This window comes from Saccharothrix ecbatanensis (assembly GCF_014205015.1).
GTDB classification, from domain to species: domain Bacteria; phylum Actinomycetota; class Actinomycetes; order Mycobacteriales; family Pseudonocardiaceae; genus Actinosynnema; species Actinosynnema ecbatanense.
Genome location: NZ_JACHMO010000001.1, coordinates 476723 through 489217, shown reverse-complemented (window position 1 = coordinate 489217; position 12495 = coordinate 476723). Strand labels below are relative to the sequence as shown.

The window sequence follows — 12495 nt, the reverse complement described above, 5'->3', positions numbered from 1 at the left end:
CGGTGGGAAGAGAAGCAAACACTTCTCGGCAAACCGCTACTCACCGTGACACCGGTGCGAGTCGCCATGTGTGTGGACACCGCCCTGACGGGTACCCGAGTGTCGAACTCGATTCCCGATGGAGAGGGTTGCAGTGACGACGATCGAGAAGTCCGTAGACGTCGAGGTCCCGGTCACGACCGCGTACAACCAGTGGACGCAGTTCGAATCGTTCCCGCGGTTCATGGAGGGTGTCGAGCGCATCACGCAGGTGACACCGACGCGCACCCACTGGGTCACCAAGATCGGTGGAGTGACGAGGGAGTTCGACGCGGAGATCACAGAGCAGCACCCGGACGAGCGGGTGGCGTGGCACACCGTGGACGGCCCGCCGCAGGGCGGCGTGGTGACGTTCCACCGGCTCGACGCCCGCAAGACGCGGGTGCACGTCCAGATGGAGTACGACCCGCAGACGCTCACCGAGAAGGCGGGCGCGGCGGTCGGCCTGGTCGACCACCGCGTGTCCGGCGACCTGGAGCGGTTCAAGGAGTTCATCGAGGGCCGCGGCCAGGAGACCGGCGGCTGGCGGGGCGACGTGAGCCGTCCGCCGCAGGCCGGCGAGACGCGCCACGACCTGCCGGACGCCGGCCGCCCCGGTGATCCGTTGCGATGAGCTCGGATCCGTTGCGATGAGCGAACAGGCGGTGCCGGAGCCGCGGCGTCGGAGTTGGGCACACCCGCCGATTCCGCGGCCCCGGCCGCCTCTCGGCTAGCCGTCCCTCAGCCGGTCGAACAGCTGCCTGACCGACTGCCGCAGGGCGGATGCCGCGTCACCGAGCAGCAGACCGACGTCACCAGGCCGCTTCCGCTCCCCCGCGGTCTGGTCCCCGGTGATCGGCCCCGGCCGCACGTCCTGGTCCAGCAGCTCGCGCAGCACCTCCAGCACCACCTCCGGGTGGCCCAGCGGGATCGGCGCGGCGAACGTCTGCACCGAGCTGATCAGCCCCTCGTGCCGCCGCACCAGCTCGCCCACCTCCGCGCCGGCCGCCGCGCCCGCCACCAGGTGCACGGGCACCCCTCGGTCGACGAACTCGTTGAGCACCTCGTCCACCTCGCGCCACGGCTCCTCCGTCGCGGGCAGCCGGCACCACATGACCTGGAGGTACTCGGTCAACGGTCGCCACGTCCCCGGCAGGTCGCCGTGCCTGCCGACACCGGCCGGGTCGATGACGACCACCGCCGGCGCGTCGGGCGGCCCGGCCCACATCACGGACGGCCCCTCGGTCCTCTGATCTTCCATGCGCCTACACCTCCACTACGGCGGGTTCCACGCAGTAGACGGTGTATGCGGATCGGATGACCGGTTGTGCGACGTTCCGCACCCGCACCCCGCCCGGTGTCATGCCGTGTTCCACGCCGAAGTGCGCGTGCCCGTGCACCGCAAGGTGCGTCGCGGTCGAGTCGATCGCCTCACCCAGCAGGTACGAGCCCAGGAACGGGTAGATCTCCGGCGGTTCGCCGCGCAGTGTGTCCGGCACGGGCGCGTAGTGCGTCAACGCCACCTTCACGTCGGTGTCCAGTCCGTCCAGCGCGGCCCGCAGCGAGTCGGCGATCTCGGTGGTGTGCCTGATGAACGCCTTCATCTCCTGCTCGCCGAACGCGCTGCCGCACTTGCCCGCGAACCCGCCGCCGAAGCCCTTCACCCCGGCTACACCCAGCGTGTGTCCGTCCACACCGACAGTCGCCGTTTCGCCCTCCAGCACGGTGATGCCCGCGTCCCGCAGCACGGCGGTCACCTCGTGCGGGCGTTCGTCGTGGTGGTCGTGGTTGCCCAGCACGGCGATCACCGGCACGGCCAGGCCGCCGAACTCGTCGGCCACCACGCGCGCCTCGGACACCGTCCCGTGCCGGGTGAGGTCACCGGCCAGCAGCAGCACGTCGGCCGCCTCGCCGAGTTGGTCCAACGCGGGCCGCATCCGGCCGCGCGCGTCCTCGCCCAGGTGCACGTCACCGACGGCGGCGATGCGGATCATCGAATCTCCTCTCGGCCGACCGGGGCGTCGGACGGCACCACTTTCACGTCGTCGAGCACGGTCAGCTCCGGCGCCACGTCGTGGATCACCGCTTCCAGCTCGGCGCGGCGTTCCGGGCTGGCCACGTCGCCGGACAGCAGCACGTGGTCGCCGCGCACGGTCACGCGCACGCCCAGTTCGGTGGTGCGCGGGTCTTCGGCCAGCGCTTGGCGCAGCCGGGCGGCGAGGTATTGCTCCGCGGTCATGAGGCGCTCCTCGTCAGCGAGCGGGGCAGGAGGTCGAGGCGTTCGACGAGCACCAGGAACGCCTCGGCGTAGGGAGAGTGCTTGGTGCCTTCGCGGACGTGCTCCCAGTCGATCTGCTCGCGCAGCGCGCGGGCGAACGGCAGCAGCTCGCTGAAGTCGCACCGGTGCCCGTCGAGGACCAGCAGCTTGCTGATCATCACCTCGGTCGCGGGCATCACCGGCAGGGTCACCGAGCCGACGGCCAGTTCCTCGGCCCGGCTCAGCGTCTCGTCGGTCACCGGGATCTCGTTGGGTCGGAACAGCAGGTCCACCAGCGAATCGCCGTCGTAGACCTTCAGCAGCCAGTCCTCGGGCGGGTTGGCGGCGCGCATGCCGGTCTCGACCAGCGCGGTCACCGCGGGTCCGGCATCCTGTTCGCGCACCAGGATGTCCACGTCGTGTTCCGTCGCCGGTCCGCCTCTCGCGTACACCGCGCACCCGCCCGCCAGGGCGAACGGGATGTCGTGCGCGCGCAGGGCCTTGGCGACCTTCGTCAGGGTGCGCAGCAGCTCGTCTTGGACACCGCTCATGCCGGGTGACTACCCGTCCGGGTCGATGTTCACACGGCGGGTGGCACCACCGCGGACGGGGTAGTCCACGGGTATGACTGCCACACCGCCCGACCCGGACCCGGCCCGGACGCCCGGTCTGGAACCCGGTGGCGGGGTCGCGCCCGGCGAGACGCCGCCCGACTCCGGCCAGACCTCCGGCCTGTCCCACCCGCAGCCCATGCCGACCCGGCGTGGCCCGATCGTCACGCTGGTCGTGGTGCTGATCGTGACCGCCCTGGCGGTGGCGTTCATCGTCTCCCAGGTGATGGGCTGGACCAACCTGTTCGAGGGCTCCTGATTCACTCAGCTCCTGACCCGCTCAGGGGTGGAGCGGCGGGCTGGGCTGGAGCCCTTCCTTGCGGCCGAGGCCGTCCAGGAGCTGCTTCAGCGTGTCCCGGGCGTTGTGGCGCGGCGACCAGTCGAGCCGGGTGAACGCTTTGGTCGCGTCCAGCAGCGGCGCGGTGAGGGCCAGGTCGACCCAGCCGTGCGAGGTGGGTTGCAGCCGCAGGTTCCAGCTGACGCGCGCGGCGGTGCGCAGGGCGGTCGGCGGGACCGGCACGTGCCGGGCGCCCATCACCTCGGCCAGCACCTGCGGCGTCACGACCGGGTCCGAGACCAGGTTGAACGCGCCCTCGGCCTTAGTGGCGAGGATCTTCACCAGCGCGTCCGCGACGTCGTCCGCGTGCACGAACTGGAGGACCATCGCGCGCGGCAGCGGCAGCACCGGCAGCTTGAGCTTGAACAGGCGGTACGGGACCAGCGGCCCGAGGAAGTACCGCTTGATCTCGGCCGCGGCCTCCGGTTGCAGGACCAGGCCAGGGCGGACGCGGGTCACGGCGACGCTGGGGTGGTCGCGTTCGAGCCGGTCGAGGATGTGCTCCACCGCCGCCTTGTGCCGGCTGTAGTACGAGCTGGAGACGCCGTCGGTCGGCCAGCTCTCGTCCACGGTGTGGTCTTTCGCCGCCGGCGAGTAGGCGCCGACGGACGACATGTGCACCACGTGCGGAACCCCCGCCTTGACCGCGGCCTTGAACACGCGGTCGCTACCGGCGACGTTCGTCTGGAACAGCGCCCGCTCGTCGTGGCTGGGCTGGATCAGCCACGCCAGGTGCACCACCGCGTCCGCCCGCAGGAAGACCTCGACGAGCAGTTCCTCCGCGCCCTCACGCCCCAGGTCGACCGGAGTCCACTCGATGTCGTACGGCGGCTCGCTCTTCGGTGGCCGACGCGAGATCCCGTGCACGGCCACGTCCGGCTCGTCGGCGAGCCGGCGCAGCAACGCGGTGCCCAGGTTCCCGGTCGCGCCGGTCACGACGATCCTCATACCGGCGGGATACCCACCCGGGAGCCGGGTCACCCACTCGAGGGCGGGGCGGGGATCGGGGACTTGGCCAGGGCCAGCGCCGCCGCGTGGAGGTTCGACGCCATCGCCTCACCCGTGCTCTTCGACCAGTCGTGGCCGTGCGTGGTGTCCGGGTAGTTCGGGCCGGGTCCGGGCCCCATGTTCCAGTAGGTCCACGCCTGCCCGGGGATCGTGTAGCCGATGTCGGCCAGCGCCCCGGACACCTCGCTGATCACGTGGTGCGCGCCGTCCTCGTTGCCGGTCACCACCACCCCCGCGACCCGGTTGTAGGCGACCGGACGTCCCTCGTCGTCCTGCTCCGACAGCATCGCGTCCATCCGCTCGATCACCCGCTGCGCGACGGACGACGGCCGCCCCACCCACGTCGGCGTGGCGACCACCAGGATCTCGGCGTTCAGCAGCTCGTCGTGCAGCGTGGGCCACTCGTCGCCCTCCCCCAGGTCGGTCACCACCCCCGGCGGCACGTCGTGGTCCACCACCCGGAACGTGCGCACCTCGACGTCGCGCTCCTCCAACGCCCGCACGACGACGTCCGCCAGCATCTGCGTGTTGGACGGATCGGGTGACTTCTTCAACGAGCAGTTGAGCACCACGGCCCTCATCAGGGACACCTCCGCATCGGGTCGGCCAGTCCGCCGGGTACCCCCGCCCACCTCGAAAATGCGTTGCCCGGACGGCACGGAGATCACCATGCTCGCCGGATGGTCCACACCCCGCACCGCGACGGCCGAGCCGGAATCGACGCGGGCCTGGTGAAGCGCCTCATCGCGAGCCAGTTCCCGCGGTGGGGCGGTCTCCCGGTGACGCCGGTCGAGGTCGACGGGTGGGACAACCGCACGTACCGCCTGGGTGATGACCTGACCGTCCGGCTGCCCACCGGCGAGGGCTACGCGCCGGCCGTGGAGAAGGAGCACCGGTGGCTGCCCGTCTTCGCGCGGTCGCTCTCCGTCACGGTGCCCGGGTCGCTCGCGATGGGAGCGCCGGGTGAGGGCTACCCGTTCCCCTGGTCGGTCCGGCGCTGGCTGGCCGGGCAGACCGCCGCCCCGGACCGCATCGACGACCTCTCCGCGTTCGCGGTCTCGATCGCCGACTTCATCCGGGCGTTGCAGCGCGTCGACCCGACGGACGGACCGCCGGCCGGCGCGCACTGCTTCTACCGGGGCACGCCGCCCGCGCACTACGACGACGGGACACAGCGCGCGCTGGCAGCCCTCGACGGACGTGTGGACACCGAGCGCGCCAGGGCCGTGTGGGCGGACGCCCTCAACGCACCCGCGTGGGACAAGCCGCCGGTGTGGTTCCACGGCGACATCGCGAGCGGAAACCTGCTGGTCGACGGCGGGAAGCTGACCGCGGTCATCGATTTCGGCGGGTGCGGTGTGGGCGACCCGGCCTGCGACCTCGTCATCGCGTGGACGATGTTCTCGGGCGAGAGCCGGGAAGCGTTCCGGGACGCGGTCGACCTGGATGCCGCCACCTGGGCACGGGCGCGCGGCTGGGCGTTGTGGAAGGCCCTCATCACGCTCGCCGACACCACCGATGACGGCATGGCGGCCATCAGCCGCCGGGTGATCGGGGAAGTCCTGAACGACGAGTGACCAACGGGGTGCCTCCACGACTGGCGGCCCAGTCGCGGAGGCACCCCGTCAGGACTTAACGGGTAGCGGTCAGCTCACGCACGGAGGCGTAGCGGTCCCGCACCCACGGCGTCGGCTCGGCCTCGACCGAGGTCGACGCCAGCTCCGACCAGAGCGGCGGCGCGTCGGCCCCGCTCAACGCCCACGCCGCCTGCCTCGCCGCACCGTCGGCCACGTACTCGCTCGGCGACGGGACGACCACCGGGCAGCCGAACACGGCGGGCGCGAGCCGCTGCACGGCGGGCATCCGAGCCGCACCGCCGATCAGCAGCACCCGGGACACCGGCAGACCCAGCGCCACCAGCGCGTCGATCGCATCGGCCAGACTGCACAGCAGACCCTCGACCGCGGCGCGCGCCATGTGCGCCGAGGTCATCGTGTCCAACCGCAGGCCGTGCAACGCGCCGGTGGAGTCGGGCTTGTTCGGCGTCCGCTCCCCTTCCAGGTAAGGCACGAACACCAGCCCGTCCGCACCCGCCGGCGCGCTCAGGGCCAGGTCCGACAGCTCGGCCAGGTCGACCCGGAGCATCGCCGAGGTCGCGTCGAGCACGCGTGACGCGTTGAGCGTGCACACGAGCGGCAGGTGGCCGCCCTCCGCGTCGGCGAAACCGTTGACGATGCCGGTGCCGTCGGCCACGGGGTGCGGCGACCGCGCGAACGCCGTGCCGGACGTGCCGATGGACACCACCACGTCACCGGGCTGGGCCTGCACGCCCAGGCCCGCCGCCGCGTTGTCGCCCGCGCCCGCGCCGAACCGGCCGATGAGCTCGGCCGGACCCAGCACCCGGGGAAGCGCGACCACCTTGCCCAGGGCCAGTTCCAGCAGATCCGGCCGGTAGTCCTCGGTGGACGGCGACCAGTAGCCGGTGCCGCTGGCGTCGCTGCGGTCGGTGGTCAGGGCGTCCAAGGACGTCCCGCCGGACAGCTTCCACGTCAGCCAGTCGTGCGGCAGGCACACGGCCGCCGTCCGGGCCACCGACTCCGGTTCGTGCTTCGCCAGCCACCGCAGCTTGGTCACGGTCAGGGAGGCGACCGGCACGCTGCCGATCGCCTCGGCCCACTTGTCCGGACCGCCCAGCTCGGTGGTCAGGTCGGCCGCCGCCGCCGCGGAACGGGTGTCGTTCCACAGCAGCGCCGGCCGCACCACCTCGCCGGCGGCGTCCAGCGTCACCATGCCGTGCTGCTGCGCGCCCACCGACACGGCGTCGACGTCGTCCAGTCCGCCCGCGTCCGCGATGGCCGTCTGGAGGGCGTCCCACCACTCGGAGGGGTGCACCTCGGTGCCCGTCGGGTGCGCCGCACGTCCTTGCCGCACAAGGGCGCCGGTGTCCGCGTCGCGCACCACCACCTTGCACGACTGGGTGGACGAGTCGACGCCCGCGACGAGCGCCATCAGCGCGCGCCCAACAGGTGTTCGGTCGCCAGCTGACCCAGGCGCACGAACCCGAAGCCGCGCTCGGCGGCGACGTCCGCGTCGAAGTCCTCGCCCTTGAGGAAGTCCGTGATGGACTCGCCCTCGTTGAGCGTCGGCTCCGCCAGCTCGTAGACGCCGCTGATCTTCAGCGCCTCCTGCACCTCCGGGTCGGCCCGGAACGCCGCGGCACGCTCGCGCAGCAGCTGGTACGTGCGCATGTTGGCCGCCGCGCTCGCCCACACGCCGTCCAGGTCCTCGGTCCGCAGCGGCTTGTAGTCGAAGTGCCGCGGGCCTTCGTAGCCGCCGTTCTCCAGCAGGTCGACCAGGAAGAACGCGGACAGCAGGTCGCCCTGGCCGAACACGAAGTCCTGGTCGTAGCGCGGGCCCTTCTGACCGTTGAGGTCGATGTGGAAGAGCTTCTTCTGCCACAGCGCCTGGCCGATGCCGTGCACGAAGTTGAGGCCCGCCATCTGCTCGTGGCCGACCTCGGGGTTCACGCCGACCAGCTCGTGGTGCTCCAGCGTCGAGATGAACGCCAGGGCGTGGCCGATCGTGGGCAGCAGGATGTCGCCGCGGGGCTCGTTGGGCTTGGGCTCCAGCGCGAAGCGGAAGCCGTAGCCCTGGTCGACCGAGTACTGCGCGACCGTGTCGACGGCCTCGCGGTATCGGTCGAGGGCGGCGTGCATGGGCTTGCCCGCGTCCACCTCGGAGCCCTCACGACCACCCCACATCACGATGGTCTCCGCGCCGAGCTCGGCCGCGAGTTCCAGGTTGCGCAGCACCTTGCGCAGCGCGAACCGGCGCACCGAGCGGTCGTTGCTGGTGAAGCCGCCGTCCTTGAACACCGGGTGGGTGAACAGGTTGGTGGTCACCATCGGCACGACCATGCCGGTCTCGTCCAACGCCGCGCGGAACGCGGTGACCCGCTTGCCCACCTCGGCCGCGTCGGAACCGAACGGGAACAGGTCGTCGTCGTGGAACGTGACGCCCCAGGCGCCCAGTTCCGAGAGCTTGCGCACCGCGAGCGGCACGTCCAGCGCGGGGCGGGTCGCGTCACCGAACGGGTCACGCCCCTGCCAACCGACCGTCCACAGGCCGAAGCTGAACTTGTCCACGAGGGCACCTCCAATAAGTTTGATGCCTGAACTTATCGCACTCGGCCGCTAGTATCCAGTGGGTGTCCCGACCACAGCCAGCCAGCCAGCGGACCGTGCGACGGCACAACTCCGCCCTCGTGCTCGACGCCATCGCCGACGCGCCCGGCTCGTCCCGCGCGACCGTGGCCGCGCGGACCGGCCTGACCAAGGCGACCGTCTCCAGCCTCGTCGACCGGATGATCGGCGCCGGACTCGTGGCCGAGGGCGAGGCGCAGGCCAGGTCCGGCCCCGGCCGGCGCGGCACGGCCCTGCACCTGTCACCCACCGGACCGCACGGGCTCGGGGTGGAGATCGGGGTCGACTACCTGGCCACGTGCCTGGTCGACCTCACCGGGCGGGTGCGGGCGCGGTGGCTGCGGCCCAGCGACAATCGTGCCTCCTCCCCCGCCCGCGTGCTGGCCAAGGTGGCGACGGCGGTGCGCACGGCGGTGCGCGAGGAAGTGCCGATCGGCGGGGTCGGCGTGGCCGTGCCGGGCCTGGTGGAGGTGGCCGACGGGTCGCTGCGGGTCGCGCCGAACCTGGGGTGGCGCGAGGTGGACGTGCGGGGCGAGCTGACCCGCCGGATGGCGCTCGACGTGCCCGTGCTGGTCGGGAACGAGGCGAACCTGGCCGCGTTGGCCGAGCTGTGGCACGGGGACGTGGCGGCGGACTTCCTGCACATCTCCGGTGAGATCGGCATCGGCGCCGGCATCGTGGTCGGCGGGGCGCTGTTCGAAGGGCTGTCCGGGTTCGGCGGCGAGATCGGCCACCTGTCCGTCGACCCGCGTGGGCCGCGGTGCGCGTGCGGGTCGCGGGGGTGCCTGGAGCGGCTGGCCGGGCAGGACGAGATCGTGCGCGCGTCGGGCGTCACCGGCGTGGACGAGCTGCTGGTCCGGCTCGCCGCGGGTGACCGCACGGCGACGACGGCGGTGCGCACGGCGGCGAAATGGCTCGGCGTGGCGCTGTCCGGCGCGGTGAACCTGCTGGACCTGCCCACCGTGGTCCTCGGCGGCACGTACGCCCGGCTGGAGCCGTGGCTCCGAGAGCCCCTGCACGCCGAACTGGACCGGCGGGTGGTCAGCGCGGAGTGGTCCCCGGTCCGCGTGGTCGCGTCCTCGCTGGGCGCCGAAGCGGCCGTCCGAGGCGCCGCGACCACCGCCGTCCGCGCCATCCTCGCCGACCCCGACCCTTACGTGACCTCTGTCCTCGCCTGACCGAAGGGCCGGCAGCTTCACCCGAATGCACGTGCCGGAACCGGCCGCGTCGCGGGCGGTCGTCTGTCAGCCTGGATGGCACGTTTGGCGATGCGCGCAACGTTGCGCACAATCGGTGATGACTGGGCGGGGGTGGACCGGTGCCGCGTGGAGAGCGTCCCCTGGACGTCGGCGACAGCCCGTTGCTCAAGTTCGCCGCGGACCTGCGCTCGTTGCGGGACCGGGCGGGCGGGTGCAGCTACCGGCAGCTGGGCGCCCGCGCCCACTACTCGGCGACGACGCTGTCGGACGCGGCGGGCGGGCGGCGGCTGCCGACGCTGGCCGTGACCCTGGCGTACGTGCGGGCCTGCGAGGGCGACGTCGCCGAGTGGGAGGACCGCTGGCACCAGGTCGCCGCCGAGGTGCTGCCCACCGCGGAACCGAGCCCCGACGAGGGCCACCCGCCTTACGCGGGCCTGGCCGCCTACGGCACCGAGGACGCCGAGTGGTTCTTCGGCCGCGACCACCTGCTGGACGACCTGGAGCAGCGCATCACGCACCGGCGGTTCGTCGCGGTGTTCGGCGCGTCCGGCGCGGGCAAGTCGTCCCTGCTGCGCGCCGGCCTCGTGCCGCGGCTGAAGGGCCGGGTCGTCGTCACCACGCCCAGTGAGCAGGGCGAGCCCGACCTGGCCGCCGACCTGCTGATCGTGGACCAGTTCGAAGAGGTCTTCACGCTGTGGCAGGACGTCGACCAGCGCGCCGCGTACATCGACGCCCTGCTGACCGCCGGGTGCAAGGTCGTGCTCGGCGTGCGCGCGGACTTCTACGGGCACTGCGCGCAGCACCCGGCGCTGGTGGAGGCGCTGACCGACGGCCAGCTGCTGCTCGGGCCGATGGGTCCCGAGGAACTGCGCCAGGTGATCATGCAGCCCGCCGTGAAGGCGTCGTGCACGGTCGAGACGGCGCTGGTGTCCCGGCTCGTCGCGGACGCGACCGGCCAGCCGGGCGTGCTGCCGCTGGTCTCCCACGCCCTGCTCGAAACGTGGCGGCGTCGGCGCGGCACCACGTTGACGCTGGCCGGGTACGAGGCGGCGGGCGGCATCCAGCACGCGATCGCGCAGACCGCCGAACGCACCTACACGTCGTTGGAGAAGCAGCAGCGGGCGCTGGCGCGGCAGGTGTTCCTGCGGCTGACGGCGCTCGGCGACGGCACCGAGGACACCAAGCGGCGGCTGCCGCGCACCGAACTCGACCACGACGTGGACGTTGACGTGGTGCTCGACCGCCTCGCGCACGCCCGGCTGCTCACCCTGGACCGGGACAGCGTGGAGATCGCGCACGAGGCGCTGATCCGCTCCTGGCCCCGGCTCAAGAGCTGGCTCGCCGAGGACCGGGACGGGTTGCGCACCATGCGCCGGCTCACCGAGGCCGCGGCCACCTGGGACTCGCTGGGCCGCGACCCGGACGCGCTGTACCGGGGCACGCGGCTGGACTCCGCGGTCGAGTGGACGCAGCGCAACGGCGTGCGCACCAGCGCCCAGGAGCGGGACTTCCTGGCCGAGAGCCTCAAGGCCCGCGACCGGGAACGCCAACTCGCGCACCGGCGGACGCGCCGGCTCCGGCAGCTTGTGGCTTTACTGGCCGTGCTGCTCATGTTGACGGGCACGGCCGTGGTGCTCGCGATCAAGGCGCAGAACGAGTCCGCGGCGGGCTGGCGGTCGTCCGCCGCCTGGTACGTGGCGAACCAGGCGCAGGCGCTGCGCGGCAGCGACCCGACGCTGGCCGACCAGCTCGCCATCGCCGCCTACGAGCTGAACCCGACCCGCCAGCTGCGCGACGGCGTGCTCAGCGCGCACGCGGCCGGCGAGGAGGACTCGGTCAGCCGTTCGTCGTTCCTGTCCGGCCAGGGCCTGATCCCGGACGGCCTGCCGCGGCCGAACGCCAGGGTGCCGGTCGGCGTCAACGACACGTACCGCCCGCTCGGTGAGCGAACCGAGCCGGACTCCGTCGTCACGTCCACCGCCGTCAACGGCCTGGAGCAGGCGTTCTCCACCACGCTGGAGGGCCGGGTGGCGAGGGTCTGGGACGTCACCGACGCGATCAACCCGACCGTGGTGCACACGTTCGACTTCCCGGTGGTGCGGATCGCGCTCGACCCGGCCGGCGGTCGCACCCTCACCACCGTGTCGGAGCACGGCCAGATCGCGCTGTGGGACTGGTCCGGCCAGGACCGGCCGGCCAAGCGCTCGGTGCTCAGCGGCCACCCGCGCCCGGTCAGCGGCATCGGCTACAGCCAGGACGGGCAGGTGCTCGTCACCTACGACGACGCGGGCATGCTCCGGCTGTGGGACGTGTCGGACATGGCGCGCCCGAGGCCGATCGGGGCGACGCTGAAGACCGGCCGGGAGGTCACCGCGGTCGCGCTGTCGCCGGACAACCACACGCTCGCGGCCGGGTTCGCCGGCGGCCTGGTCCGGATGTGGGACCTCGCCACGGAGTGGGCGCCCGAGGAGGCCTGGTCGCACAAGGCGCACCCGGAGACGATCCGGGCGCTGGGCTTCCGGCAGGACGGTCTGGCGCTGGCCACCGTCGGCAAGGACGACAAGGTGTCGCTGTGGGACGTGTCCGACCGCGCCGCCCCCGTCGAGCGGGGCCGGATCAACTGGAGCACCGACGGCGTGCACGGGGTGGCGTTCGGCGACACCCCGACCCGGGTCGTCACGTCCAAGTCCAACGGCACCACCCGTTCCTGGGAGTTCGACTTCGACACCGCGGTCACCGCGATGTGCGCGGCGGTCGAGGTGCACATCTCGCGGGAAGAGTGGCAGCAGTACGTGGAAGCGGTGGGCGCGCTCCAGTACAGCCGTCCGTGTGCATGATCCGCGCATGAGATGCGGCCGGGCAG

13 protein-coding genes are annotated in these 12495 nt (G+C 72.3%); 5 read left to right on the top strand and 8 right to left on the bottom strand.

Annotated features, from left to right (window positions below; all coding sequences use genetic code 11):
- The first annotated feature begins 133 nt into the window (after positions 1–133).
- A complete protein-coding gene (locus F4560_RS02230) occupies positions 134–652 on the top strand; it encodes an SRPBCC family protein (RefSeq protein WP_184915515.1) in 519 nt (172 codons plus the stop codon).
- Between the two features lie 96 nt (positions 653–748).
- On the opposite strand, the gene F4560_RS02225 is transcribed toward F4560_RS02230, so the two are convergent.
- Genes F4560_RS02225 through F4560_RS02210 form a run of 4 tightly spaced genes read right to left on the bottom strand, consistent with a single transcriptional unit; the run spans position 749 to position 2826 of the window.
- Positions 749–1279, bottom strand: a complete 531-nt coding sequence (locus F4560_RS02225; RefSeq protein ID WP_184915511.1) for a hypothetical protein — start codon at positions 1277–1279, stop codon at positions 749–751.
- A gap of 4 nt (positions 1280–1283) precedes the next feature.
- Positions 1284–2012 carry a metallophosphoesterase family protein gene (locus tag F4560_RS02220; protein ID WP_184915508.1) on the bottom strand — a complete coding sequence of 243 codons (729 nt, stop codon included), beginning with the start codon at positions 2010–2012 and terminating at the stop codon, positions 1284–1286.
- Positions 2009–2257, bottom strand: a complete 249-nt coding sequence (locus tag F4560_RS02215; RefSeq protein WP_053715990.1) for a BON domain-containing protein — start codon at positions 2255–2257, stop codon at positions 2009–2011. The genes F4560_RS02220 and F4560_RS02215 overlap by 4 nt, the downstream gene beginning before the upstream one ends.
- Positions 2254–2826 (bottom strand): nucleotidyltransferase family protein, encoded by a 573-nt coding sequence (locus F4560_RS02210; RefSeq protein ID WP_184915505.1) that lies wholly within the window; start codon positions 2824–2826, stop codon positions 2254–2256. The genes F4560_RS02215 and F4560_RS02210 overlap by 4 nt, the downstream gene beginning before the upstream one ends.
- A gap of 73 nt (positions 2827–2899) precedes the next feature.
- On the opposite strand from F4560_RS02210, the gene F4560_RS02205 reads away from it, so the two are divergent.
- Positions 2900–3145 (top strand): DUF6480 family protein, encoded by a 246-nt coding sequence (locus F4560_RS02205; RefSeq protein ID WP_184915501.1) that lies wholly within the window; start codon positions 2900–2902, stop codon positions 3143–3145.
- Between the two features lie 21 nt (positions 3146–3166).
- Here the strand turns inward: F4560_RS02205 and F4560_RS02200 are convergent, their stop codons facing one another.
- Both F4560_RS02200 and F4560_RS02195 read right to left on the bottom strand, forming a co-directional pair.
- Positions 3167–4171, bottom strand: coding sequence for an NAD-dependent epimerase/dehydratase family protein (locus tag F4560_RS02200; RefSeq protein ID WP_184915498.1), 1005 nt, complete (start codon positions 4169–4171; stop codon positions 3167–3169).
- A 29-nt stretch (positions 4172–4200) separates the two neighbouring features.
- Positions 4201–4812: a flavodoxin family protein gene (locus F4560_RS02195; RefSeq protein WP_184915495.1), complete on the bottom strand. Its 612-nt coding sequence runs from the start codon at positions 4810–4812 to the stop codon at positions 4201–4203.
- Between the two features lie 99 nt (positions 4813–4911).
- On the opposite strand from F4560_RS02195, the gene F4560_RS02190 reads away from it, so the two are divergent.
- Positions 4912–5808, top strand: a complete 897-nt coding sequence (locus F4560_RS02190; protein WP_184915492.1) for an aminoglycoside phosphotransferase family protein — start codon at positions 4912–4914, stop codon at positions 5806–5808.
- Positions 5809–5863: 55 nt separating this feature from the next.
- On the opposite strand, the gene F4560_RS02185 is transcribed toward F4560_RS02190, so the two are convergent.
- Complete coding sequence (locus F4560_RS02185; protein WP_184915488.1) at positions 5864–7240, bottom strand: xylulokinase; 1377 nt, start codon at positions 7238–7240, stop codon at positions 5864–5866.
- Positions 7240–8376 (bottom strand): xylose isomerase, encoded by a 1137-nt coding sequence (gene xylA / locus F4560_RS02180; RefSeq protein ID WP_184915485.1) that lies wholly within the window; start codon positions 8374–8376, stop codon positions 7240–7242. Before xylA ends, F4560_RS02185 begins: the two co-directional genes overlap by 1 nt.
- Before the next feature lie 62 nt (positions 8377–8438).
- Between xylA and F4560_RS02175 the strand changes: the two genes are divergently transcribed.
- Both F4560_RS02175 and F4560_RS02170 read left to right on the top strand, forming a co-directional pair.
- Positions 8439–9611 (top strand): ROK family transcriptional regulator, encoded by a 1173-nt coding sequence (locus F4560_RS02175; RefSeq protein WP_184915482.1) that lies wholly within the window; start codon positions 8439–8441, stop codon positions 9609–9611.
- A 140-nt stretch (positions 9612–9751) separates the two neighbouring features.
- Positions 9752–12469, top strand: a complete 2718-nt coding sequence (locus tag F4560_RS02170) for an nSTAND1 domain-containing NTPase (RefSeq protein WP_184915479.1) — start codon at positions 9752–9754, stop codon at positions 12467–12469.
- The last annotated feature ends 26 nt before the right edge of the window (positions 12470–12495 follow it).